We start from the raw sequence: 24,550 nt of genomic DNA on the forward strand, positions 1-24,550 counted from the left end.
TGTGTAATCCTCAAAAATCAATGTAATCATATAATCCGTGTAATCCCCTAAATCAGTGTAATCATATAAAGATAATGGCAAGAGACTTAAAATATACAAGAAATATCGGTATTGCAGCCCACATTGATGCCGGTAAAACTACTACAACCGAGCGTATTTTGTATTATGCCGGTGTAAACCACAAAATTGGTGAGGTGCACGAAGGTGCTTCTACCATGGACTGGATGGTGCAGGAGGCAGAACGTGGTATTACAATTACTTCGGCTGCTACTACCGTAAACTGGAAATATCGTGGTCACACCTATCATATCAATATTATTGATACTCCCGGACACGTGGACTTTACCGTTGAGGTAAACCGTTCGCTACGTGTATTGGATGGGTTGGTGTTCCTGTTTTCTGCGGTTGATGGTGTTGAGCCCCAGTCTGAAACAAACTGGCGTTTAGCGAACAACTATTCAGTGCCCCGTATCGGTTTTGTTAATAAAATGGACCGCTCTGGTGCAGATTTCCTGAAAGTTGTAAAACAGGTAAAAGATATGCTGGGCAGTCATGCTGTACCGCTGCAATTACCAATCGGATCAGAAGATAACTTTAAAGGAGTAGTTGACCTGATCAACAACCGTGGTATTGTTTGGAATGAGCACGATAAAGGAATGACCTTTACCGAGGTGCCGATTCCGGCTGATATGGCTGATGAGGTAACCGAATGGCGTGAAAAACTGCTGGAAGCTGTGGCCGAGTATGATGAATCGTTAATGGAGAAATTCTTTGACGATCCGGCTTCAATTACCGAGCGTGAAATTTTAGATGCTTTACGTAAAGCTACACTTGATGCCAAGATCGTACCGATGGTTTGCGGTTCATCTTTCAAAAACAAAGGTGTGCAAACCATGCTCGACCTGGTGATGGAGCTACTGCCTTCGCCGGTAGACCAGGAAGCTGTTAAAGGTACTAATCCGAATACCGGTGAGGAAGTTTCCCGTAAACCGGATGTAAATGAACCTTTTTCTGCCCTGGCGTTTAAAATTGCAACCGACCCGTTTGTTGGCCGTTTGTGCTTTATCCGCGTTTATTCAGGTAACCTGGAAGCCGGTTCGTATGTATATAATACCCGTTCAGACAGTAAAGAGCGTATCTCCCGTATATTCCAGATGCACGCTAACAAGCAAAACCCTATCCCTAACGTAGGTGCGGGTGATATTGCGGCGGTAGTAGGCTTTAAGGATATTAAAACAGGCGATACCCTGTGCGATGAGAAAAACCCTATCGTACTGGAATCCATGAACTTCCCCGAGCCGGTTATCGGTTTGGCTATTGAGCCTAAAACACAGGCCGATATGGATAAATTAGGTGTTGCCTTAGGTAAACTTGCCGAAGAAGATCCTACCTTCAAAGTACAAACTGACGAAGATACCGGCCAGACTGTAATTTCAGGAATGGGCGAGCTTCACCTGGATATCATTATGGATCGCCTGAAACGTGAGTTTAAAGTTGAAGTGAACCAGGGAGCACCTCAGGTAGCTTATAAAGAAGCTATTACCGGTACTGTTCAGCACCGTGAGGTGTACAAGAAACAAACCGGTGGTCGTGGTAAGTTTGCCGATATACAGGTAATTATTTCGCCTATCGACGAAGGAAAGCATGGCTTGCAATTTGAAAACGAAATTGTGGGTGGTGCTATTCCGCGTGAATATATTCCTTCGGTACAAAAAGGTTTTGAAGCTGCCATGTCTAACGGTGTGCTTGCCGGATATCCTGTTACCGATATGAAAGTGCGTTTAATTGACGGTTCTTTCCACCCGGTAGACTCGGATTCGCTTTCTTTCGAGATTGCAGCCCGTACCGCTTTCCGCGAAGCATTGCCAAAATGTAAGCCGGTGCTGATGGAGCCTATCATGAAAATTGAGGTGCTTACTCCCGAAGAAAACATGGGTGATGTAATGGGTGACCTGAACCGTCGCCGCGGACAATTACAAGGTATGGATACCCGTGCCGGTTCGCAGGTGATCAAGGCTCTTGTTCCACTTTCTGAAATGTTTGGCTATGTAACCCAGTTACGTACTATCACTTCAGGGCGTGCTACTTCAACCATGGAGTTTGACCACTATGCCGAAGCGCCACGTAACATACAGGACGAAGTAATTGCGAAAGCTAAAGGTAAAGTAAACGCGTAGCAGCGTAGATTACACGGATTAAGGGGATTACACAGATATTATATTAATTAATTGTAAGTATAATCCTCTTTATACGTGTAATCCATAAAATCTGTGTAATCCACCTGTAATAACTAATAGCTCTTATTGCAGGTTTAAATAAACAAAAACAATGAGCCAAAGAATCAGAATCAAATTAAAATCGTACGATTACAACCTGGTAGATAAATCTGCCGAGAAGATCGTAAAAACTGTAAAGCCTACAGGTGCAGTAGTTAGCGGACCTATCCCGCTGCCAACAGAGAAAAAAGTGTTTACCGTATTACGTTCACCACACGTAAACAAAAAGGCACGTGAGCAATTTCAACTATGCTCATATAAACGTCTGTTAGATATCTATAGCTCTAACTCTAAAACAGTTGATGCCTTAATGAAACTTGAACTGCCAAGCGGAGTAGAAGTAGAAATTAAAGTGTGATTTTTAAAAGGTGTAACAATAAAGCCCATGCAGGATTTTCCTGTTATGGGCTTTGTTGTTTTGGGAAGTCTTTAGGCAAAAACCAGGAGCTTTAGAGCGGATGAACAAAGGTTCGTTTAATTGATAGTATGCGGCAACATACATATAACCGGTGTATTTACAGTTCTTCGGAATTACCCTGCATGAAATAAGTTCCAATAGTCCGGATTTTTATTGAAAGCAGTTCACCTTGTCGATTGCCGTTCAATAATTTCAGATTCCATCACAATACGACTTCCGGCCAGCGAGCCCTCAAATTTGTTGGCAATGATATTAAACAGGATGGTAGCTGCTTTTTTCCCCATCTCAAAAGCAGGCGGAGTAATGGTAGTGAGCGAAGGATTAAGCAGGGAGGCAATCTGCAATGTAGAATAACCAATCACTTTCATATCCTCCGGTATACGGATATTCAGGTCATGGCAGGCATAATAGCAGGCTGTAGCCAATTTTTCTACCGAAGCAAGAACAGCGTCAGGTTTCTCTTTACGGATAAATTCCCTGATCAATTGCTGGTCTTTGTCCGTGTCATCGGTACAATCCAGGATTAATTCAGGCAGACCATATCGTTGTATCGCACTGGTATAACCCTGTTTACGCCTGGAACTGATAGTCGCGTTTTTGGAGATCATAATATAAGCGATACGCCGGCATCCGCTTTTTATCAGGTTTTCTGTAGCCTTAAAGCTGCTTTCGGCATCGTTGGTGGTTACCTGTACATTGTTTAACGTTTCCTCCACCCGGTCAAAGAAAACCAGCGGAATGTTGCGTTTGTTCAGATCAAGCAGATGACTTTTGTCATCGCTCTGGCAGGATACCGACATCAGGATACCATCGGCCCGGCCGTTGGATACATGCCTGGCGAAAGCTATTTCCTTCGCCTGGTTTTCGTGGGTGAGATAAATCAATACATGATACCCCTTTTCGGCGGCTACCTGTTCAATGCCGTTAATAGCCAGCGAAAAAAAGTTGTTGGCAATTTCGGGGATAATAACGGCTATGGTCTTGGTTTTTTGTTCACGCAGGCTGCGTGCATTCGGGTTTGGCTGGTAATTTAGCTTCTGGGCCAGCTCAAAAACCTTTGCTTTGGTTTTAGCGCTGATCTCATAACTATCCTGCAACGCCCGCGACACGGTAGAAATAGAAAGATTAAGCTGTTTAGCCAGCTGCTTGATATTAACCTTTTCCATGATACACAATCTGCAAAAGGCAAATATCCAAAATTATCTTAATAGTTGGTTGGCGTTGGGTATTGAGACGGCGTAATTGCTAAATTGTTATATTGTTGTTTGTTATTTGTCCTTCGTTGTTCGCCTTACGCCTTAAACCTTCTGCCTTCTACCTTTTCCCGCTTCCGGTCTTTTCTGACCCCGAATAATCGGGATTTCGCTGCGCTCAACTTTACCGACTTCGGACTATTAGCTACCAGCCATGAACTATGAGCCACCTTTCTTTCCGCCCGGATGCACAGGTTGCTCGCTTTGTTCACGTTGCTTTGCAGGATCTTTAAAATGAGGTTCTTTCCCCCGATAGGCTTCATCCTTAGCCTTTTTTACAGCTTCATCATCATTCTGCGGATGTTTGATATTTTTCTGTTCCGAATCCTGTGGAATACGGTTTTCCGGTTTTTTACTCTGGTTGTTTATCATGGTTATGTACTTGTTTCTTTTGTTTAAACCATGTAAATAATCAAAAGTTTGCTGTTAAATTTCTGACGTTGGCCTGCGTATTTTCTTAATTTTGTGTTCATCATTACTCCTTTTTCAATGAATATAGCAATAAATGGTTTTGGCCGGATCGGTCGGATTTGCCTGCGGATGCTGCTTCAAAAGGCAAATCTCCAGGTAGTGGCAATCAATGACCTGACCGATGCCCGTACGCTGGCGCATTTGTTTAAATACGATTCGGTGCATGGCCCCTTTGACGGCCAGGTTAGCGCTTCGGACGATGCCTTATGTATTAATGGAAAGACTATTCGTATCCTTTCAGAAAAAGATCCGTCGCTGTTACCCTGGAAAGCGTTGGATATTGACCTGGTGATTGAATCGACAGGTAAGTTTACCAGCAGGGCAGGAGCGATGAAGCATATCCAGGCAGGAGCCCGGCAGGTGATCATTTCGGCTCCGGCTACAGATAAAGACGTGCCCGCTTTGGTGCTGGGCGTAAATGATGATACATTCGACTTCAGCGCCCCGGTGCTATCCAACGCATCGTGCACAACAAACAATGTGGCGCCGCTGGTAAAAGTGCTGGACGATAACTGGGGAATTGTTGACGGATACATCACTACGGTACATTCCATGACGGGCGATCAGAGCCTGCACGACGCACCGCACCGCGATTTAAGGCGTGCCCGTGCCGCATCAGCTTCCATTATCCCAACAACCACCGGTGCTGCGAAGGCCATAACCAGCATTTTTCCGCATCTGGATGGCAAGCTGGGCGGAGCCGGGATCCGCGTTCCGGTGCTTAACGGCTCGCTGACCGACTTTACCTGCATCCTGAAAAAGCAGCCCACGGTAGCTGAAATTAATGCGGCGTTTAAACAGGCATCAGAAACATCCCTTAAAGGGATATTGAAATACACCGAAGATCCAATTGTATCGGTTGATATCATCAACAGCCCGTACTCCTGCACATTCGATGCGTTACTGACCTCGGTAGTGGGCGATTTGGTTAAAGTGGTAGGCTGGTACGATAATGAATTCGGTTATTCAAACCGCCTGGCCGATCTGGCCGAACGCATTGTTTTGCAGCATGCTACTGCCTGACCGGCATGATAAGGTTTATTACCACCGCAGAAACACTGGCCATTCGCAGCGAAATACTTCGTAATGGTGAGCTGCTGCCTGAACAATGCCGTTTTGAGGGAGATGATGAGCCCGGCGCTTTTCACCTCGGTTATTTCCAGAGTGGCCTTTTAGTAAGTATTGCCAGCTTTCATAACCAGCCTCATCCAGATTATGGGCCTGACGGTTTCCAGCTACGGGGCATGGCTACACTGACTGAATTTCAGGGAAAAGGTATCGGAAAGCAGATAATTCAGTTTGCAATGATATATTTGCAGCAGCAAGGTGCAGCCTATGTTTGGTGCAATGCCCGCAAGGTGGCTTATAACTTTTATCTCGCACTGCAATTCAGCTTTATCTCCGGCGAATTCGAAATAAAAGGTATCGGCCTGCACAGAAAAATGCTTAGAAAAATAGATAAACAAAACCCCACAATATGAAAACAATTGATGATTTGAATTTTTCCGGTAAAAAAGCCTTAATACGGGTAGATTTTAACGTTCCATTGGATGAAAATTATAATATAACCGATGATAACCGTATTCAGGGCGCTTTGCCAACCATAAAAAAGATATTAAAAGACGGCGGTTCCGTTATCCTGATGTCGCACCTTGGACGTCCTAAAGATGGCCCTACGGAAAAATATTCGTTAAAGCACCTGGTAAAACATTTATCAGATGTGCTGCAAACCGATGTGCAGTTTGCCGACGATTGCATTGGTGAACAGGCAAAAGAAAAGGCGGCCGCTTTAAAACCCGGACAGGTGCTGCTGCTTGAAAACCTGCGCTTTTATAAAGAAGAAGAAAAAGGTGACGAGGCTTTCGCTGAAAAACTTTCCAAACTGGGTGATGTTTATGTGAACGATGCTTTCGGCACCGCTCACCGTGCCCATGCTTCAACGGCGGTAATCGCTAAATTCTTTCCCGGCGCAAAATATTTCGGTTACCTGATGGCAGCCGAACTGAATAACGCTGAAAAAGTACTGAACAATGCCGAACGTCCGTTTTCCGCCATTATGGGAGGCGCTAAAGTGTCGGACAAAATATTGCTGATAGAGCGTTTGCTGGAAAAAGTAGATAACCTGCTCATTGGCGGCGGTATGGCCTATACCTTTGCCAAGGCGCAGGGCGGTAGCATTGGTAATTCGCTGGTAGAAGCTGATAAGCTGGACTTGGCGCTTAACCTGATTCAAAAAGCAAAAGATAAAGGTGTAAACCTGGTTCTTCCCCAGGATTCTGTAATTGCGGATAAGTTTGCTGCCGATGCTGATACGGCTATTGCTAATAATGATGCTATTAAAGACGGCTGGATGGGACTGGATATCGGTCCCGATGCCATTAAAAAATATAAAGACGTTATTGCCGGTTCAAAAACCATTCTCTGGAATGGCCCAATGGGTGTTTTCGAGATGGAAAAATTTGAAGCGGGTACCAAGGCTGTTGCCGAAGCTGTGGTAGAAGCTACTAAAAACGGAGCATTTTCACTGATAGGTGGTGGAGATTCGGCGGCTGCGGTTGCAAAATTCGGACTGGAAGATGAGGTAAGCTATGTATCAACCGGTGGCGGCGCTTTGCTGGAATACATGGAAGGTAAAGAATTGCCGGGTGTAAAAGCTATTAATGAATAATTCCGGCTTTTACATTCAGTTGAAATAGTATCGCATCAAAATCGCGATTTTTGCCGCATGCAAGCATTTTTATTTGATTTAAATGGTACGGTGATCGATGATATGGCCTATCACGGCGAAGTATGGCACGATATACTGACCCGGGATTTGGGCGCATCCATCACTCCCGAAGAAACCAAATTGCAGATGTATGGTAAAAATCGCGATTTGCTGATCCGGATATTCGGTGAAGGCCATTTTACCGAAGAGGAAATGAAGCAAATCTCTCATGAAAAAGAGAAACGTTACCAGTCCGTTTATGGCCCGCATTTGAAATTGATAAACGGTTTAGATGAATTTCTTGCCGCGGCACATCGGCATCACATCAAAATGGCAATCGGTTCGGCGGCCATAACCTTTAATATCAATTTTGTTATAAACGGGTTGAACTTACATCAGTATTTTCCTGTAGTAGTTAGTGCCGATAATGTAACCAACAGTAAGCCTGATCCCGAAACCTTTGTGAAAGCTGCCAATTTATTAGGAGTAAATCCCGCGGATTGTGTGGTGTTTGAAGATAACCCTAAAGGAGTAGAAGCTGCTTTACGCGGAGGCATGAAAGCCGTTGTTATCACTACCATGCACCAGCCGCATGAGTTTGAAGGTCTAACCAATATCCTGGCTTTTATTACGGATTATACCGATCCGTTTCTGAACAGCCTGTTACAGCAAAATTAAAGCAACACACAGGCGCTTTTCACGCAGATCCCGGGACTGGCGCAAGGTTAAGCGGCTGACTGTGCAAGGGGTTACCTTGTGCCGTATGCGCTATAGCGGCACTTTTCACGCAAAGCCCGCAATGAGTTTACCCGAAGTTTTCCCGATCGGGCGAAGCTCCGGCTTCGTCCGGAAACCATATAGCCTCTGGCTGATTCATTTACCTGCAATCTGGCGCAAGGTTGAAAAGTAATCTTGTGCCAGATTTTGGATTAGAAACGATGTAGGATATTAGAAACAAATAATAACTACGAGATCTATTCACATCCTATTATTACTTTTTCAATAAACATTCTAAATTTGAGGCATTAGGTATCTAAGTATTTATTAAAAAGCTTTTATGAAAAGATAGTGATATAGAATAGATAAACATAATTAATATAAAGCGTTAGCTTTTATTCTTGCTCTGGAAAACTAGGAATCTTCAAGAAATGCAAGGGATAAAAAGTTGATGCTCACGGTAAAGCGTGGGCTTAACTTTGTCTTGTATTTCGGGTATCCTAGTACCTCCAGAGCAGACAACAGCTATAGTCCCACGCTTATTTTTTGTCTTTGTATTTGGTGGCTAATACAAAAGTAATTTGAAATTTTATGAAGAAAAATTTAGTCAAAAAAGCTCTCTGTTTTATTTATTGTAGTTTTTTGTTATCAATAAGTTGTTCTAACATGTATGCAAAAGAGTTATATCGTATTAATACAGAAAGGTTAAACGTAAGAAAGCTTCCAAATCCAAATAGTAAAGTTTTTGGATATATTTCCAAAGGACAGATGGTAGAGGTATTAGGAAAATCTGGATTTTGGTATAAAATTCAAGTTGGGAAGGAGATTGGATATGTTGATATGCATTATTTAATTAAATCGCCCAATATTGATAATTCAAATGAAGAAGAAATCACAATTCATAACTATAAGGTGATAGCCGGTGCATCTTTAATAATAATATTGACTTTTATTATTGTTAAGCTATTTAGTTCAAAAAATAGAACAGAAATTATTCACGACCAGGGTTTACATCACCAACAAATTGTAATAAAGCAAAAGAGTGTCGGATTGGCCATAGTGCTCACGTTACTTTTTGGCCCAATAGGTATGCTTTACTCAACTGTTAGAGGAGCCATTATAATGATATTATTGCCTCTTGTTTTATTTTTAGTGAGTGTGATATTCTTTTCATTAAATTTTAAATTAATGGGAGCAGCACTCATTCTCAGCTTGATTATATTTCTAATTTTTTACTGGCTTATTTGTATAATATGGGCAGCATCGGCAGCTAATAGTAGCAACAAAATAATCATTAATACACCCATTATTCCTAATGAAAAATAAAAATTGGGTATTTAGTTGTATATTTCTATTCATGCAGATATAAAAATAAATTACAATATTTGGTTCTGAATATTGTTGCAATATTCCTGCAATTAAAACCTTAAATCAAATGAGATCATTCCTGCTTCTGCCGGTTTTCCTTAGTTTATGGATCAGTGCTAAAGCCAGCCTGGCAGCAGGAACAGACACGTTAAAAACTAAAACATACATGATTCCTGACAAAGCCAATTTTGATACTACACTCAACGGAAAAGCCGTTCATTTATTTACGCTGGAAAATAAGAAGCACATGCAGGTGGCCATTACAAACTATGGCGGACGCGTGGTGAGCATACTTGTTTCTGGTAAAGATGGAAAGCCGGTTGACGTAGTGCTTGGGTACGATAAACTGGCAACATACCGCAAAAAAGGCGAGCCTTATTTTGGAGCGCTTATCGGCCGGTATGGTAACCGCATTGCTAAGGGGAAATTTACCATTGATGGTAAGGGGTATAATCTGGCAATTAATAATGGGGTTAATGCCCTGCATGGTGGTCCCGCGGGTTTTCATGCCCAGGTATGGGATGCACGTCAGGTTAACAAAACCACCCTGCAATTATCCTATCGTTCTGTAGATGGCGAAGAAGGTTATCCGGGAAACCTGGATGTGAAAGTTACCTACACGTTAACGGATGATAATGCTCTTCGGATAGATTACCAGGCAACAACCGATAAAACCACGGTGGTAAACCTAACCAACCACACCTATTTTAACCTGAATGGTGAGGGTAACGGGAATATTTTAGGGCATACACTTATGCTGAATGCCGATAAATTTGCACCGGTAGATAATACATTGATACCAACCGGCCAGTTAGCCGGTGTATCCGGAACACCTTTCGATTTCAGGAAAAGTTTCCGCATAGGTGCACGTATAAAAGGCGATGATGAGCAGTTAAAGAACGGTAAAGGTTATGACCATAATTTTATACTGCGTAAAACCGGTAAAAAACCAGAGCTGGCTGCTGTAGCCGAAGGTGATAAAACGGGAATTACAATGAATGTATATACTACCGAGCCTGGCGTGCAATTTTATAGCGGCAATTTCTTAAATGGCAGGGCTTATAATGGAAAAGGAGGTGTAAACTATCCTATACGTTCCGGTTTCTGTCTTGAAACGCAGCATTTTCCCGATTCGCCTAATAAACCACAATTCCCTTCAACAGAACTAAAACCAGGTGGGACTTATAAAAGTACAACCATATATCAGTTCTCGGCAAAGTGAAGTCTTTTTAGTAATAAATCGAAGCTTAAGGGGGTAAAAACTAAATGTACCAAAACAGCAATATAGAAAAGTCCGAAAATTGTACGATTTTGATACTGCTAAGCCACTTTTTGACGTACAACCTAAAAAAACCGCATGTGCCAACGTGTTGGTATTTGTTGGATTTCGGTTGGATTTGTTAAAGCTCTTTTAAAATGTTTTTAAAAGTATGTTGGATTACTTTTAAAAAATGTACGTTTTTAGCGCTGTAAATGGCGCATTTGCTCCATTAAGACGGTTACTTTAGCCTCTAAGTCGTTAAAACGCTGGTGTAGTTCACCCGGTTCCGGGAACTCGAATATAAAGGAGCCGCGAAGGTACCATAACTCTGTTACATCTGACGGGTCTAAAATGATGTTTGGATAATCTCGCTTATTTTGGTTGTCTGATAATAAAATGAGCTTTCCAGTATCGGCAATGCGGTTTAAAACCCGTTTTGCTACTATTCCGTCCGTCTTTGTGACTATGATATAAATACGTCTATCCCTTATATCCTCTAACGTTTCTACCCATCTACCAACGGCAATACTACTATTATGCAGCGTTGGCGCCATGCTATGTCCCTTTATCTCGAACGCCCTGTGTAAGCCGCCTTTTAGCCCCGGCATACGTATTGTAGGCAGTTCCTCGATATATTCCGGGTCTGCGTACCCGTTTAAATAACCGGCTGCTGCTTTAAAGGGAACAAGCGATATAACATCGTCCTGGTTTTCGTTTACAGTGATAACCTTTGGAGCGCCAAAATTATGAGTTGGGGGGACAGTTGGGGGGACAGTTTTACCCAAAGTTGGGGGGACATTAAATGCAATTTCCGGCTCTGAAACTATACTTAACTCGTCTGATAGCGTAGGGGTATCGTAACTTTTTATAGGAGTTGTATTAGTGCTATATACTTCTATCTCTCTATTGTCATCGAATAAGGAATTAATATCAACCCCCTGTTTATACAAAAAAAGTATATACTCGTTTGGTATAAATTTTTTATTTCCCTTTTCAAGTAGACTAATATCCTTTTGCTGTATTCCGCTTAATGCAGACGCCTCGCTTTGGGATAAACCCAACAGCATCCGGATAGCCTTTAGTTTCTCGTAAATAAGCATTTATACTTTTTTTGTATATTTTATTTGGCTTTATACTTTTTTTGTATAATATTTGTGTCGCAAAGCAACACAATTAGCACGAAGATATGAAAAATAAAAACCAGATGTGCCAAAAAGAATACGACAGGCTTTTATCTACCGGGGAACTTGCCGGGATAATTGATTGCAGCGAAACCCTGATTAGACAGGTTAGAACCGGCGTAAGAAATACCAACAAAGGCAAGGGAAAGCTAATAAAAATAGCGGACGAACTGAACGTACAGGCCGCAAGTATAGCTAAGACCACTTTAATAGAAGCAATAGAGAAATTAATCCCTTTAAAATAACATTATGAAAAAATCAGCTTACCGGGTAATTCAACGGAATTTTATTACCCCTGCTTATCGCGATTATCTAATTGCTGAAAAACGTCTAATACTTCCTGAAGGTCTTGATTTAGACGAACTATGTCGCCCTCAAGGAGTACGCTTCTATTTTCAAGGACTTGATTTATATCGTCCACAAGAACCCTTTGTAACAATTCTACCCGAGCGTTTAAAAGGACAAACATCGCTTCCAGACGGTCGAACCTTCGGTTCAGATGTTCCCCTAAGACCTCAAATTTATTAATTTCTGACATACTGCATTTTTTTAAGTGAGATTATAAATGTAGCAAAATTCCCGAAAGCGTTACCCTGCCATCGCCGCAGGGCGGGAACTTAAAACGAAAATGGAATACCTCAACGATACTATACTTTGTCTTACGTACGCCGAGCTTGTGCCGGGTATTATGCTGCCTGACACCTACAAAAAGAATAAAAAGCGGGGTAATATAGTTGTTCATGGCTTTGGCGGCAACGGGCGCAAGGTGTTTATTGAGTACGAAAGCCTGCCTGATAAATACAAAGATGCCGTTAAAAAGAAATACGGGAACCCGTACGAATACCTCGCAAAACAGCCAATCTTAGACTTGATAGATTGGGATTTAGAAGCCCAAAAATTCTACACCGATTACGTATTACCGAACGGCCAGCCGTTACCGGCTACCGCTACCGACGCTAAGGGTAAGCCTCAAATAAACTACGTTGAACGATACACCAAAGCGGCAAGCTGGCTGAACATGATTAGTCACCTTACAACCGACAAACGGGCGTTAAAACGTGCCTTAAACCTGTCGGTTATGGACTTTTGGGACACTGTTTGCGACCTTATTGTTAAGCAGGATGTTGCCATACCGGCAAACGCAAAACGCCTAAAGGAAAAGGTAAAGAAATACGCATCTGCCGCCGATTTAACCGAGAAATACGGCATGTTGGTAGAGGTTAACCGCTTCGGGAACCAACGAGCCGCCAAGATAGCCGACGAGGAAAGCGAGGCTGTATTATTCAAGCTGTTGAGCGACCCCCGCCAGCACGACGACACTGTAATAGCTGCCGGGTACAATTTTTGGGCAAAACAGCACGGAAAACCAACCGTTACCCCCGGAACCATAGGCTATTTCCGCCGGAAAAACGAGCATATTATAGCGCCTGTACGTGATGGCAAAAAAGCTACTTATACTAAGTATACCAAAGAAATACAACGCAAGCGGGCAGACGCTCCATTATTACAAATAAACGCCGACGACAATTGTTTAGACCTGTTTTTTGAGGTTGAACGCTGGAACGACGGTAAACGCTCGGTTAGCAAGTATTATCGGCCGATGCTGTACGTCATTATTGACACATACAACGACTATATTTTAGGCTATGCCATCGGCGACAAAGTAACCCATGAGCTTATTTATTCAGCCTTCCGCAATGCTTTAAACCACATAGCCGAACTAACCGGCAGTTACTACCTGCCGCACCAGCTACAAACTGACCGCTGGGGACTGGATGTTAAAATGAAAAACGAGCTTGGCGAATTTTACAAGCGCATTGCCAAGTTTACCCCGCAAGCGCACGGCGTGCCGCAAGGTAAGTACATAGAGCGCAGTTTTGGCGTAGAATGGCATCAGGTTTTAAAGGTTCTGCCAAGTAATAACTATGCCGGTAAGAACTTCAAGGCCAAAGAGACGCTAAGCGCCGAGTATATTGTAGAAGCCAGCAAAAACTACCCCAATATCGAGCAAATGCCTGCCATTGTTGAGGGCTTTATTAACGTGATGCGCAAAAAGGCTAACCCGAAAACGGGCGTAAGCCGTCAAGTAGAATGGTTAGAAGCGTTTAAGGCCAGCGAAAAGAGCCAAAAGCGGCAGATAGATGCGGGGGTAAAACTACAACTAACCGGCGTTAAACGCCTGGGTGACGGTCTTAAAATCACTTCTGCCGGGCTGAAACCCGTACTAAACGGGCAAAAAATCAGCCTCGACGTGCCGGATATGGTAATATACGAGCATAACGGTAAAAAAGCCGACATCTATTACGACCCGGAAAACCTTAACGAGGTATTGGTAACCGGCGACGGCTTCCGCTTTGTGGCCGGGCAATACCGCAAAGTCCCTGCCGCCTTAGCCAACTATGAGCAGGGCGACGGCGAACGCTTACACCAGCTATTTGAGGGTAAAAAACGCATTACCGAGCTAATGAGTAACACCATACACGAGCGTATGAAAGCGCTTGGCGATGTTAACCCGCAAAGCCTGTTACAAGCCGGGGTATTGCTTAAAGACGTAAAGAACGGCGCCGAGGCAGAATACCTCGAAAGCCTTTACACCCAACCGGCTAAAGCTATACCGGCAGCGCCTAAACAAATAGCGGAAACCAAGCCGGAAACCACAACTGACGAAATAGATATATACGATTTATACTAACAAAAAGCCGCCCCGGTGCGAACGGGACGGCGAACATTAAAAAGTAGTGCATTATGAACACTGAAACAAAACAACAAATTAAAGCCGATTTAGCCAACTATGTTTCAAAAATCGGCAGTGCAAACAAGGCCAGAGTACGCCTCGGTGTAAGCGGGGCTACCATTAGTAACATACTAAACGGCAAATGGGAAAACATGGCCGATAGTCTTTGGCTGGGTATTCATAAACAGGTGCTGCAAAGTGACTGGATACACAGCGATACCTCGGTAAGTAAAAAGCTAATGCGCCTTTATGCTGATGCTAAAGAGAACGCCGAGGTAAGAGGTGCGACAGCCAATGCCGGACGTGGCAAAACGCATACTGCGAAACTATTTGTTTCGGAAAATGATAACAGCTTTTTGGTAAGCTGCGACCAGACTATGAAAATCGGCGATTTTCTGGCCGAAATGTTACGGGCAATAGGCAAACAAAAAGCCGGGTTAAGTAATTACGAAGCGCTAAATTTTCTTTGCGAGGAGCTTTTAGGACTTAAAAATCCATTCTTTATTATTGATGAATTTGATAAGCTAAAAGACATTGTAAAGTTTCTGTTTATCAGCATTTATAACCGTACCGAGGGCTGTGTGTCATTCTTTATACAAGGCGCTCCCTATCTTAAAAAAAGCCTTGATACTTTAGCTAAAAAGGATAAACAGGGCGCTAAAGAGATAATAGACCGCCTAAATGGCAAAATAATAGACCTTGGCGATAATACTGCCGCTGACTTGGCTGGCATTGCCCTGATAAACGGTATAAATGACCCAGAGCGATGCACCTATTTAGTTAACGATTCCGATTACTCATTAAGGCGCTTAAAATCATCCGTAAAGGTTGAATTAAGGCGTAGAAAGGAGGCGGTGTAATGGCACGTTTTGAAGTTGAAGTTTGCAGGGTACACAAATCCAGCCCCTTTAATTGCTCTTTATTTTATAACGAAATAGGAGCCCAAACACCTGAATCAGCAGTTGAAAGTATTATGCCGGATATCGACAAAAAGTATGGCAAGAACTTTATAGTTCACGTCTATAACCTCGACACGGCTGAGGCTTTTGAGTTTGAAATATCTAAGCATAAAGCAACTAACCAATGAAAGTCCAAAAGTTTCTCACAGAGGCCAATAAACAGCAGGTAATGCGCCTGCTGGGCTGGACAATAGACCAGTACGCCGAATATCAAGAAAGCAAAGGCTTGGAATACATCCGCAAGCTGATAGCTGCCGACGATTGGAGCGTGAACAATGTAGCCAAAGCGCCGCTATTCTGGCGCTGGTGGGTAAACCACTGGAACGCCCGCGACACTGAATTTATCGGCTGGGCTACCGGCTACAAAAACCGCCCGTTTTTGCTTCGCCAATACGAGAGCCTTAACGACGTGGACGGTTTCGAGTTCTGGCCGCACCGGGTAATTATGGAACAATCATACGCCTACATGATAGGCGACTTAAACCGGCAGGCAGTGGAGGCAGGCGTATGATAAATCTGATTCATATTGAAAAGGCCGTTTCTAACGCTTTTAAACTGCCTTTAAAACGCTTTAAAACCGAGCATCGGTATCTATGCTACTACATAGCGGTACAGTACGGCATACGGCCAAGTGTGGTCGCTTCATACTTCCGAAAAAGCCGGGCTAATGTTCATTACGGTTGCGGTATAGCAACCGATATGCTTAGCTACGATAAGCGTTACAAAGCCTGCTATACCGAGGCTAAAAACGAGTTAGATAACCATTTAAAACTAAGCGCATGAAAACACTTACATGGGAACTGATAGGCCAGATTTGCGCCGGTGCATTTGTCCTGTTTTGTGCAGGCTCTATCTATTGTGCTTACCTATTTAAAGAGTACATACGGAAAGGGGGCAAACTATGACCTGTCAAACCATTTTAGAAACTGCCGCCCGGTTAAGCGGGGTAACCGTTGCCGACATACAGGGAAACAAGAGAAGTTACGGCACGATAAACTATGCCCGCAAGGCGGCAGCACTGCTAATGAGCCGGTTTTTGGATATGGAGCCTAAAGACATATCGCGGCAGCTAAACCGGCATCGTACTAACGCCTACCACACGTTACGAGATGCCGAGGACTTACTATTTACCAACCGCGTTTTTAAGCGCTTGTACCGGCAATGCAGGGAGGCATTAGGCGTATGAAACTGAAACTAACACCTTATCAGCTTGGCGCTATATGCGATTTTTTAGGCCACCTGTACTACGATGGCTTTTACCCTAAAAACGACGGCGAAGAAATGATAAGGCAAATTATAGCCATAATCCTGCAAAAAATGATTAGGCGCATAGGCGGTAAAACCGGCAACATCACGCTAAAGCCCTTTGAGGCGCTGGCCTTATACCTGTTTTTGAAATGGGACAACCTAACCTACCTCCCCGGCTTATGGCAGTACGAAATAAATACAGCAAACGCAATTATAGCACAAATAGACCAATGGAAGAAAGACCAAAGACACCAGAACAGCAAGCTCGTGAATACGAGGACTGGCTTAGAGACCACCCGGACGCCCATCACGTTACCCGGCACGAAATAATGGAACGACTACAGATTTTAACTAAACAAATAGAAGAAAATGGAAACACAAGCAAAACAACTAAGTGAACTTACCAGCGCTGAATTAAAAGCGCTATTAGCTAAAAAAGAAGCTGACGAGGCTGCCGAACGAAAACAGAAACGCGAACAATACGAGGTGTTACGCGACGAAACTGTAACCAACATAGTAAATAAGGCAGCCGCTTTAAAAGATGCTTTAAAAGACTTTAAAGCGGCGGTTTGGAGCGACTTAGAAACCTTGTATAAACTTTTACAGGAACATAGCCAGCGCCATGCCGATGGTAAAGGTTCATTTACATTAGAGACCTCGTGCAGCAACTTTAAGGTACAATACAAGCGGCAAGATAACACACGATTTGACGAGCGTGCGACCCAGGCGGAGCGGCATATCCTTGATTTTCTAACATCGCAATTTGGCGACGATAGCGCTACTTCTAAACTGGTTAGAAAGCTGTTGGAGCGAAAAAAAGGCCAGTTGGATAAAGACCAGGTGTTGCACCTGATTAGCATGAAAGACGAGTTTGATAACGAAAACTGGCGCAAAGGTATCGAGCTTTTGCAGGAAAGTATTGTACCCGGTGAAACCCGGTATTATGCGCAATTTTTTGTAAAGAGCCAAGACGGCGAAAACTGGATGCCAATAGTATTGGACTTTGCAAAATTATAACCCGGCTTGGAGCATTGGCCGGGGTTCGCTTCCCCGGCCGGGTTCAGAACATTAAAACAATAAATTATGAACACAAAACCACTAAACGTACACGACTACCATCTTGGCCAGTTTGAGACTTATACCGGCATTCAGGTTGATTTAAACAATCCGACGCCCGACATGATTTGCGATAAGGACATAATCCACGCATTAAGCCAAATACCGCGTTTCGGCGGGCATTGTAAAAAACGTCTATCCGTTGCTTGGCATAGCATACTCGTAGCGGCATTAGCGCCGTATATGATGCGCTTTGAAGCCCTGTTGCACGATGCTCCCGAAACCTATTGTAGCGATGTAATTAAACCCCTTAAAAATATTCTTGGTGAAAAGTACGAAACTGTTGAGGGGAATTTTGAGTGGGTTATAATTGACAAATACGGCCTGTATTCACACTGGTTAGACCGCATAAAAAAATACGACCGGCAGGCGCTCGAACTGGAACATAAAGCCTTTAAACAAGGCAGCTTTAAACATCGCCTTAAAATCCGCCTGATTATCTGCCGGGCGTTCGGCTGGGAGTTCTTTTTTTATACTCCGAAGTACGCATTTAAAACCCTTTTAAACCGCTTTAAAAACTAATAAACACCATGAAAAAACTATTTTTATTAGCCGCCATTGCGGCGGCTACAGCCTGCAAAAAAGACAACGAACCAACACCGGAACCAAGCCCGGCACAAACCGTAACCTATGCGGTAGAATGCACCTACTGCCTTGTGTATGTAGAAGATAACTATTGGAACCACACCAGCGAAACCGAGCGGGGTAAAAACCAGCACTTTGTGGTTAGTGGTAAATGGCATTACAGTTTTGAAAACAAAGGGCTGGATAGCGTTAAAATGGATATATCTGTTAGCGCCCTGCAATACGCCCAACCGGTTAAAGCCAGTATTACAACCAGCGATAACCGCCGAGCCGAGTTTAATAATTACCTGGGCTTTGAGCTTACCGGGCTTTACCCGTACGACACCACTTTAGCCCTTAACCTGAAATAACATGCAACGCAACACTATTACCACCGCCGGGGCGCTGAAAGTTGGCGACCGGTTTTATAAGCTAAGCGACAAAAAGAAAAAGCCTTTTGAAATAGTACAGGGCGACACTAAAGTAACGCATTTTCGTACGTATAAGCTGTTTTGTTGCGCTTGTGATATTCTAGATAATAAATACATGTCCGAAGCCCTTAAACGCCGCCAATACAGCGCATTAGTAAAAGATACGCAGGTGGTGTATCTGCGTAGCACCAACGACGAACCCGTACCGGCATTTTAGCCGGTACTAACACAATAGAATTAAGCCAATGAAAGTATTAGGAACATATCAATTCCAGCAAAAAAAGTTTAAGCTAATGGGCTTAACCGGCGAGTTTGCGCCGCATTTGGGCAATATTCCTTTTGCCTTTCAAATGATTGTGTTTGGCAATAGCGGCAACGGCAAAACAGAGTATTGTATCAGGCTGGCTAAAACACTTGCCAGTTACGGTAAAGTAGCTTGGATAAGCTACGAGCAGGGACACGGTTTTGACCTACAGCAAGCCATTAACCGCAACCGTATGGACGAGGTTAACGGCCAGTTTTACGTAATAGACCCAAACGAAAGCCGAGACCATAGCAAAACCTATATCGAGGAACTTTACGAGTACCTCGATAAGCGTAATAGTCCCGACTTTATATTTGTAGACAGTGTGGACTATACCCGGTTTACGTGGGATGATTATATTTTGTTAAAAAACACCTTTAAGCGTAAGACCTTTATTTTTATCAGTCATGCAGCTGGTAAGCGCCCTAAAAGCAGTATTGGCGAACGTATTTTATACGACGGCGGTATAGGCGTATTTATTGATAAATATATAGGCTTTGTGATAAAAAACCGTTTTGGCGGCTTTGAGGACTTTTTAGTGTGGGAAGCTAAAGCCCGCGAAGTTAACCCTGCCTACTTCTTAGCCAGGTTAAAAGGCCAAAACAAGCCCAAACAAGGGGATTTATTCGATAAAAACACCGCCGAAACCCCCGAAAAAATGCACGTACCCCCCCCTGAAACTATGGGGGTACGTGCAGAAAACACGCCTAAACCAAAGGCTAAAAAAGCACCTAAAACCCCCGTAGAGCAATGAAAAAGTACATTTTAACCTCGAAAAGTTTTACCGGCGCTGTTGAATTTGGATTTAACAGTACCGGAACCCTTGTATTTTACAACAATGCCGCCGACATGAGCGACAAACAAACGGACTGGCTGTTAGCACACCTGCCGCCTAATGAAGTCTACCTAAACCAGCTAAAAGTTAAGATAAGCGGCGAACTAAAAGAAGTACCGCCCGATTTGAGTTTTGATACCTTTTGGACGGCGTACGACAAAAAAATACATGCCATACGCTGTAAACCCCTTTGGAATAAATTAAAAGATACCGATAAAATGCGGGCAATAATGCAAATAAAACCCTACGACGCCTATTGCGCCCGTACCGGCATCGCTAAAGCCAACCCCGAAAACTATCTAAAAAAACAGTATTACGAAACTGATTGGAATAGGGAGAAATAACGTTGAAGCATTGAAGCAGTAGGGGCAATAGCGTTCCGTCTGCTGAAACTATTAATAAAGCTAAATTAATAACAAAATGGTGAGATTAAGAACGTCCAGCCCCTATTGCTGCAATGCAATGTTAGCGGTTCGTTTTTCGTCCACCGGACAAAAACAACCGCTATGCCGATAAACTATAAAGAGTATCATCCAAAGTGGAAGTTGATAAGCAAACTCATTCGTGTAAACCGTGCAAAAGGTAAATGCGAATGGTGTGGAATAAAAAACGGTTCAGTTGTCAAACGTAACGCTGATGGCACATTTAGAGAGCCTTGTCAAACAGATTGGGATATGATACACAGCCGAATTAAGCATAGTCATAGTAACATGACTGAAAGCCTAAAGTATCATGGATTTTCAAAGATTGTTTTAACTGTTGCTCATATTGACCATGATAAGACCAATAACCGATTTAATAACCTTGCTGCTTTGTGTCAAAAGTGTCATTTATCGCATGATTTAAAGCAGCATGTTGATAATAGAAAATACGGTCGTAATTGGAAGGGTGAACATCAGTTACGGATGTCGCTTTAAAATGACCGCTAACGTTGGAGCAGCTTTACGCTGTGCCAACTTTGTAAACTAAAATTATTATTAACAGCCGTCCACTGGCATAGCGTAAAACTGCTTGTTATATGCAGTGGCGGTTACAAAACTTAAAGAAATATGGCAAAAAGAAAATATACCCGATGGGGTGAAGAAGCAAAAAGATATGAATGCACGAAGAAAAAGTGTAAATGGCAGGGAAGAGATGAGGAAAAAGCTCATAAACGTATTAATGAGTATCAAACCGACCACGTATGCCCTAAATGTGGAAACAATGAATTTCATGGACTACTCGAATAGCCATTGCATATAACGCAAAGATTTGCGCCCGTTTTAATGGCGCAAATTGACCGTTATAAGGGGTTTAATTAAAAAAAACGAAAAAATGATACACAGCACTAAAAAGCAAAATGCCATGATAGGCTATTTGCTTAACCGGTTAAAGGTAGATAGCGAAACGAAAGAAGAATTGATTTACACCTATTCTGACGGGCGTACAACGCACATAAGCCAGTTAACCGGCACCGAGGCCGCCGCCGTTATACAAATGCTTGTAAACGGCGCAAAACTGCCTGAAACGGCTGCCAGCAGAATGCGCCGCAAAATACTAAGCCTTGCCCACGAGCTGGGCTGGAAAACTACCGAGAAAAATGCCGCAGGAAAGTATAAGGTAGACATAAAGCGGGTAAACAACTGGTGTAAGCAATACGGCTATTTGCATAAACCATTAGACGAATACACCGCCGACGAGTTGCCCCGGCTTGTTACCCAGTTTGAAAATATGTACAGGAAACATTTAAACGCAATGTAAAAACCAGATGTACCAAAAATTTGCAACTGTAAAATAAAATAGCCTACTTTGCCTTTGACTTACAATTAGCAGTCAAGGGCTATAACACTTGACATATTTTTTAACAATAACAGAAGCCCTGTTATATGGTGGTGCAAAGGAAACAATGCACTGGTTACACGCCCTGCGTGCTAATTGTAAGTCACACCTAAGTAACAGGGCTTCTGCGTGTAATTTTCTTTTCATGACTTACAAAGAAAATCAGCAGGTGCTTAACCTGCAAGTTACCGATGGTTTGGCGGTAGCGGTTATTCAAAACCCAAGCCATGAATTTTTAATGCCCGTTAAAGATGTGGCTACCGGTTACGGCGTTTCTGCCGGTACGGTTAGAGACCATTTATCTAAAAACCTCAATGAGTTTGTTTATGGAAAGCACTATGTAAAGGGTGTCGATATTTTCGACACCCTTGGTAAAAACGCCCAGCCCCACGCTGTGTACTGGACAAAAGCGGGCATAGTGCGTTTGGGCTTTTTTATTAAGAGCGAGCGGGCAAAGCAGTTTAGGAACTGGGCTGAAAACCTGATATTGCAGGTAAGCGCCCCGCAGGTACAGCTACCGCCAGTAAAAAGGCGTAACCATAATCGGTTAAGCCCCGAACGGTTGTTAGATATTATGGCCGACGTGTGTTTGATAGAGGATACCGGGTTGCGTTTGCGTATAGCTAATAAACTGAAAGGGGGTGCGGAATGAAACAGCATAAAAAACTTGACCTGCATACCCTTGTAGTAGTCATGATGAGCCTTAATGGCTGGAACCTGATGCCCAGGAAACACAACGAACTGTTGATGCATCGCATAATTACCAATAATAAGTTTGCCAGTCGGCAGGCATACCAGGAGTATCAGTTTGAACTGGTGGAAAGCATCGGCCGTACATTTGAGGCAGGGCCGCTGCGCTGCGTGCATATGGATATACATATTGACGATGTTTTTTAAATAATTAACTTTACGCCCCGGCAATACCGCCGGGGCTTTTTTATTTATAAACCATGAAAAAAACACTACTTATTTTAACCGCTGCTATCCTGTTAAGTGCCTGCAAAAAGAGCGACGATAAACCTAAAACCGGAAGTATAGAGGTTAAGTTATCGTATTTTTACAACGACTTTCAGGGTTACAAGGCCGATGTTGGCGCCCGTATTTACCTGTTTAAGCAAACTGGCAAAAGTTATGATAAAAGCTATGTAAACTACTCAATAGGCGCACTACAGGTTTCTGGAAGTGATGAAATTGTATATTATGATTACAGGGCTGAGGCCGATGTAACCGGTACGGCTAAAATTGATAATGTGCCTTATGGTAAATACCTGTTAGTTGCAGCAAGTAAAGGCCGGTTTGTGTATTCTGTTAAACCCATAGAAGTAAACAGCGTAAGCCAAAATTTTGTAAAAAACTTTGGTTACCTGCATGAGTTTGACGATAACGGCGAAAGCTGGTAAAAAAACGTTTCAAAATTCAATTTTATTAGCAAGGGTTTGGCTGCTATTTTTGTACGACAGTACTATGATACGAGGCAGCCAAACCCTTACCGCAATCTTTCCCGCCGCATTTACCCCCGACAGCAGCCGCAAGGGTAAAAAGAGCGTGTTTACTGCCGAGCGTGATACCTGCCTTGCTTATCGTTTTTACTATTACTACCACATTGCCCGCAAACGCTTTGATGATGCCATTGCCATAATGGAGAAAGAGTTTTTTATTGCCGGTACAACCATCATAGCCCGGCTTACCGAAAACGATGCCTTGTTAAAAGACATAAAGCAAAACAACCCAGACCGGGCGGCGCTCCGTAAACGTTACCCGCATTTTAATTGGTAGCCCCTCCCGGCCTCCCCAAAGGGGAGGGTTAAATATCCTTTACATACGTACCGGTAAAGGTAAAGCGCACAATATCCATATCCGGGCGTTGCTCGTCTACCGTTGCGGTACATTCTAACGGCGAAGTTTTCCCGCCACAATTCCAGCCCTGAAATAGCGTTTCGGCAGCTTCTACCGTATCGTAATATTTTACCGCTTGCGCCCGGCGGGTTTCGCTGGCTATGTTGCTGGCATCGTTTAGGCGCTCAAAGGCAAAACGAAGCGTTACCGTTACATTGCATAGCTGTGTATGGGTGTCTAAATTCTTACGCTTTGGCAGGCTAACAGAAATAAGGCAGCACGGGAATTTTACAGCCGGTTTACCCTCGTATTTGTCAATTTGCCCCCGGTCACGGTCGGCGTATTGGATAGTTGGTAATTCGCCCAGCTTATCGAGCGTGTTTAAATAAATTGTTTTCATTGTTTTATGTGATTACACGGATTGATAGGATTACACTGATATAATGGATTGCACGGATTTTAGGGTTTTATAAGTGTTTTAAAACGGTTTTTAACGGCATTTAAAAGCGGATGGCTTTTGCCCATAAACTGCCGCCGGGGCATGGTAAAATCTATCCGGCGGCTATGGCCTTGTATCTGTACCCGCTGCCCTTTGCCCATAAAATTATTATTGTGGTGCGGGCGTACGTATTGCACCGCCCGTACGCGTAAACCCTCGTTATGCACACGGGCGTACGGTACTTTAGCGCTACCGGCGTTTATACGTACTAACGTTGGCGATATAACAGACGGCCTAATAGTACTCATCAGGCCGCCCGGCGAACGGTTCAATAAGCTGCCCCGCTTAGGCTCACGTTTGGGGTTACCGTACGGCTGCCAGGGTACGCCGTCCCAATCTTTATAGATGAACCGCTCTTTAAAATATTCGGTAGCGGTTTCGGCTAAAATGTTAGGGAACTGCTGTTGCAGCTTGTCATTAAGGTTGTTAAAGAAGCTATTTAGCTTACTATCAAAATCGTTCATTTTTAGTTTTTTAAATAAAACTATACCTTTGTACCGTTAGCCGTACAAAGGAGTACTTAATACCGCTGCTGAAAAATTGCAGGGAGGCGC

Annotated in this window: 36 protein-coding genes; 31 read left to right on the plus strand and 5 right to left on the minus strand. The window is 43.3% G+C overall.

Annotation, left to right across the window (positions count from 1 at the left end):
- Positions 1–74 precede the first annotated feature (74 nt).
- Together fusA and rpsJ are read left to right on the plus strand one after the other, a co-directional pair.
- Positions 75–2,177: an elongation factor G gene (fusA, locus tag FW774_RS17135; protein WP_149349446.1), complete on the plus strand. Its 2,103-nt coding sequence runs from the start codon at positions 75–77 to the stop codon at positions 2,175–2,177.
- Positions 2,178–2,328: 151 nt separating this feature from the next.
- Positions 2,329–2,634 carry a 30S ribosomal protein S10 gene (gene rpsJ, locus FW774_RS17140; RefSeq protein ID WP_149349447.1) on the plus strand — a complete coding sequence of 102 codons (306 nt, stop codon included), beginning with the start codon at positions 2,329–2,331 and terminating at the stop codon, positions 2,632–2,634.
- Between the two features lie 224 nt (positions 2,635–2,858).
- Here rpsJ and FW774_RS17145 read toward each other — a convergent pair whose 3' ends face one another.
- Entirely contained in the window at positions 2,859–3,860 is a 1,002-nt protein-coding gene (locus tag FW774_RS17145) for a LacI family DNA-binding transcriptional regulator (protein WP_149349448.1), read from the minus strand.
- 246 nt (positions 3,861–4,106) lie between these two features.
- Positions 4,107–4,319, minus strand: a complete 213-nt coding sequence (locus FW774_RS17150; RefSeq protein ID WP_149349449.1) for a hypothetical protein — start codon at positions 4,317–4,319, stop codon at positions 4,107–4,109.
- A 117-nt stretch (positions 4,320–4,436) separates the two neighbouring features.
- On the opposite strand from FW774_RS17150, the gene gap reads away from it, so the two are divergent.
- The 6 genes from gap (at position 4,437) to FW774_RS17180 (ending at position 10,432) form a co-directional block, all read left to right on the plus strand.
- Positions 4,437–5,441 carry a type I glyceraldehyde-3-phosphate dehydrogenase gene (gene gap / locus FW774_RS17155; protein WP_149349450.1) on the plus strand — a complete coding sequence of 335 codons (1,005 nt, stop codon included), beginning with the start codon at positions 4,437–4,439 and terminating at the stop codon, positions 5,439–5,441.
- Between the two features lie 5 nt (positions 5,442–5,446).
- Positions 5,447–5,899: a GNAT family N-acetyltransferase gene (locus FW774_RS17160; RefSeq protein ID WP_149349451.1), complete on the plus strand. Its 453-nt coding sequence runs from the start codon at positions 5,447–5,449 to the stop codon at positions 5,897–5,899.
- Positions 5,896–7,086: a phosphoglycerate kinase gene (locus FW774_RS17165; RefSeq protein ID WP_149349452.1), complete on the plus strand. Its 1,191-nt coding sequence runs from the start codon at positions 5,896–5,898 to the stop codon at positions 7,084–7,086. The genes FW774_RS17160 and FW774_RS17165 overlap by 4 nt, the downstream gene beginning before the upstream one ends.
- 57 nt (positions 7,087–7,143) lie before the next feature.
- A complete protein-coding gene (locus FW774_RS17170) occupies positions 7,144–7,803 on the plus strand; it encodes an HAD family hydrolase (protein ID WP_149349453.1) in 660 nt (219 codons plus the stop codon).
- 630 nt (positions 7,804–8,433) lie between these two features.
- Positions 8,434–9,168, plus strand: coding sequence for an SH3 domain-containing protein (locus FW774_RS17175; RefSeq protein WP_149349454.1), 735 nt, complete (start codon positions 8,434–8,436; stop codon positions 9,166–9,168).
- A gap of 109 nt (positions 9,169–9,277) precedes the next feature.
- Positions 9,278–10,432 carry an aldose epimerase family protein gene (locus FW774_RS17180; protein WP_149349455.1) on the plus strand — a complete coding sequence of 385 codons (1,155 nt, stop codon included), beginning with the start codon at positions 9,278–9,280 and terminating at the stop codon, positions 10,430–10,432.
- A 239-nt stretch (positions 10,433–10,671) separates the two neighbouring features.
- On the opposite strand, the gene FW774_RS17185 is transcribed toward FW774_RS17180, so the two are convergent.
- A complete protein-coding gene (locus tag FW774_RS17185) occupies positions 10,672–11,571 on the minus strand; it encodes a LexA family transcriptional regulator (protein WP_149349456.1) in 900 nt (299 codons plus the stop codon).
- Positions 11,572–11,657: 86 nt separating this feature from the next.
- On the opposite strand from FW774_RS17185, the gene FW774_RS17190 reads away from it, so the two are divergent.
- From FW774_RS17190 to FW774_RS17295, 23 genes are all read left to right on the plus strand, one after another.
- The gene (locus tag FW774_RS17190) at positions 11,658–11,897 is read left to right on the plus strand and encodes a hypothetical protein (protein ID WP_149349457.1); all 240 of its coding nucleotides are present in this window, start codon (positions 11,658–11,660) and stop codon (positions 11,895–11,897) included.
- A 4-nt stretch (positions 11,898–11,901) separates the two neighbouring features.
- On the plus strand, positions 11,902–12,180 hold the full coding sequence (locus FW774_RS17195; protein WP_149349458.1) for a hypothetical protein: 279 nt from the start codon (positions 11,902–11,904) through the stop codon (positions 12,178–12,180).
- A 100-nt stretch (positions 12,181–12,280) separates the two neighbouring features.
- Complete coding sequence (locus FW774_RS17200; protein ID WP_149349459.1) at positions 12,281–14,344, plus strand: hypothetical protein; 2,064 nt, start codon at positions 12,281–12,283, stop codon at positions 14,342–14,344.
- Between the two features lie 53 nt (positions 14,345–14,397).
- A complete protein-coding gene (locus FW774_RS17205) occupies positions 14,398–15,246 on the plus strand; it encodes an ATP-binding protein (RefSeq protein WP_149349460.1) in 849 nt (282 codons plus the stop codon).
- Positions 15,246–15,473, plus strand: a complete 228-nt coding sequence (locus FW774_RS17210; RefSeq protein WP_149349461.1) for a hypothetical protein — start codon at positions 15,246–15,248, stop codon at positions 15,471–15,473. Before FW774_RS17205 ends, FW774_RS17210 begins: the two co-directional genes overlap by 1 nt.
- Positions 15,470–15,856, plus strand: coding sequence for a hypothetical protein (locus FW774_RS17215; RefSeq protein ID WP_149349462.1), 387 nt, complete (start codon positions 15,470–15,472; stop codon positions 15,854–15,856). The genes FW774_RS17210 and FW774_RS17215 overlap by 4 nt, the downstream gene beginning before the upstream one ends.
- Entirely contained in the window at positions 15,853–16,128 is a 276-nt protein-coding gene (locus tag FW774_RS17220; protein ID WP_149349463.1) for a hypothetical protein, read from the plus strand. Before FW774_RS17215 ends, FW774_RS17220 begins: the two co-directional genes overlap by 4 nt.
- The gene (locus tag FW774_RS20740) at positions 16,125–16,250 is read left to right on the plus strand and encodes a hypothetical protein (RefSeq protein ID WP_262714445.1); all 126 of its coding nucleotides are present in this window, start codon (positions 16,125–16,127) and stop codon (positions 16,248–16,250) included. Before FW774_RS17220 ends, FW774_RS20740 begins: the two co-directional genes overlap by 4 nt.
- Positions 16,247–16,531 carry a hypothetical protein gene (locus FW774_RS17225; protein ID WP_149349464.1) on the plus strand — a complete coding sequence of 95 codons (285 nt, stop codon included), beginning with the start codon at positions 16,247–16,249 and terminating at the stop codon, positions 16,529–16,531. Before FW774_RS20740 ends, FW774_RS17225 begins: the two co-directional genes overlap by 4 nt.
- Complete coding sequence (locus FW774_RS17230; protein ID WP_149349465.1) at positions 16,528–16,923, plus strand: hypothetical protein; 396 nt, start codon at positions 16,528–16,530, stop codon at positions 16,921–16,923. The genes FW774_RS17225 and FW774_RS17230 overlap by 4 nt, the downstream gene beginning before the upstream one ends.
- Before the next feature lie 39 nt (positions 16,924–16,962).
- Positions 16,963–17,610 (plus strand): DUF3164 family protein, encoded by a 648-nt coding sequence (locus FW774_RS17235; RefSeq protein WP_149349466.1) that lies wholly within the window; start codon positions 16,963–16,965, stop codon positions 17,608–17,610.
- Between the two features lie 66 nt (positions 17,611–17,676).
- Positions 17,677–18,231, plus strand: coding sequence for an HD family hydrolase (locus tag FW774_RS17240; RefSeq protein ID WP_149349467.1), 555 nt, complete (start codon positions 17,677–17,679; stop codon positions 18,229–18,231).
- A gap of 8 nt (positions 18,232–18,239) precedes the next feature.
- On the plus strand, positions 18,240–18,644 hold the full coding sequence (locus FW774_RS17245; protein WP_149349468.1) for a hypothetical protein: 405 nt from the start codon (positions 18,240–18,242) through the stop codon (positions 18,642–18,644).
- A 1-nt stretch (position 18,645) separates the two neighbouring features.
- A complete protein-coding gene (locus FW774_RS17250; RefSeq protein WP_149349469.1) occupies positions 18,646–18,921 on the plus strand; it encodes a hypothetical protein in 276 nt (91 codons plus the stop codon).
- A gap of 28 nt (positions 18,922–18,949) precedes the next feature.
- Complete coding sequence (locus FW774_RS17255; RefSeq protein ID WP_149349470.1) at positions 18,950–19,762, plus strand: hypothetical protein; 813 nt, start codon at positions 18,950–18,952, stop codon at positions 19,760–19,762.
- On the plus strand, positions 19,759–20,187 hold the full coding sequence (locus FW774_RS17260; RefSeq protein ID WP_149349471.1) for a hypothetical protein: 429 nt from the start codon (positions 19,759–19,761) through the stop codon (positions 20,185–20,187). Before FW774_RS17255 ends, FW774_RS17260 begins: the two co-directional genes overlap by 4 nt.
- 162 nt (positions 20,188–20,349) lie before the next feature.
- A complete protein-coding gene (locus FW774_RS17265; RefSeq protein WP_149349472.1) occupies positions 20,350–20,760 on the plus strand; it encodes a hypothetical protein in 411 nt (136 codons plus the stop codon).
- A 132-nt stretch (positions 20,761–20,892) separates the two neighbouring features.
- Positions 20,893–21,072 carry a hypothetical protein gene (locus tag FW774_RS17270; protein WP_149347270.1) on the plus strand — a complete coding sequence of 60 codons (180 nt, stop codon included), beginning with the start codon at positions 20,893–20,895 and terminating at the stop codon, positions 21,070–21,072.
- Positions 21,073–21,157: 85 nt separating this feature from the next.
- Positions 21,158–21,583: a hypothetical protein gene (locus FW774_RS17275; RefSeq protein WP_149349473.1), complete on the plus strand. Its 426-nt coding sequence runs from the start codon at positions 21,158–21,160 to the stop codon at positions 21,581–21,583.
- Positions 21,584–21,806: 223 nt separating this feature from the next.
- Entirely contained in the window at positions 21,807–22,313 is a 507-nt protein-coding gene (locus FW774_RS17280; RefSeq protein ID WP_149349474.1) for a Bro-N domain-containing protein, read from the plus strand.
- On the plus strand, positions 22,310–22,558 hold the full coding sequence (locus FW774_RS17285) for a hypothetical protein (RefSeq protein WP_149349475.1): 249 nt from the start codon (positions 22,310–22,312) through the stop codon (positions 22,556–22,558). The genes FW774_RS17280 and FW774_RS17285 overlap by 4 nt, the downstream gene beginning before the upstream one ends.
- A 53-nt stretch (positions 22,559–22,611) precedes the next feature.
- The gene (locus FW774_RS17290) at positions 22,612–23,061 is read left to right on the plus strand and encodes a hypothetical protein (RefSeq protein WP_149349476.1); all 450 of its coding nucleotides are present in this window, start codon (positions 22,612–22,614) and stop codon (positions 23,059–23,061) included.
- 64 nt (positions 23,062–23,125) lie between these two features.
- A complete protein-coding gene (locus tag FW774_RS17295) occupies positions 23,126–23,437 on the plus strand; it encodes a hypothetical protein (RefSeq protein WP_149349477.1) in 312 nt (103 codons plus the stop codon).
- Positions 23,438–23,465: 28 nt separating this feature from the next.
- Here the strand turns inward: FW774_RS17295 and FW774_RS17300 are convergent, their stop codons facing one another.
- A complete protein-coding gene (locus FW774_RS17300) occupies positions 23,466–23,897 on the minus strand; it encodes a hypothetical protein (protein WP_149349478.1) in 432 nt (143 codons plus the stop codon).
- A gap of 59 nt (positions 23,898–23,956) precedes the next feature.
- Entirely contained in the window at positions 23,957–24,460 is a 504-nt protein-coding gene (locus FW774_RS17305; protein ID WP_149349479.1) for a phage virion morphogenesis protein, read from the minus strand.
- Positions 24,461–24,550: the final 90 nt, after the last annotated feature.

Source organism: Pedobacter sp. BS3 (assembly GCF_008274585.1).
Taxonomy (GTDB): Bacteria; Bacteroidota; Bacteroidia; order Sphingobacteriales; family Sphingobacteriaceae; genus Hufsiella_A.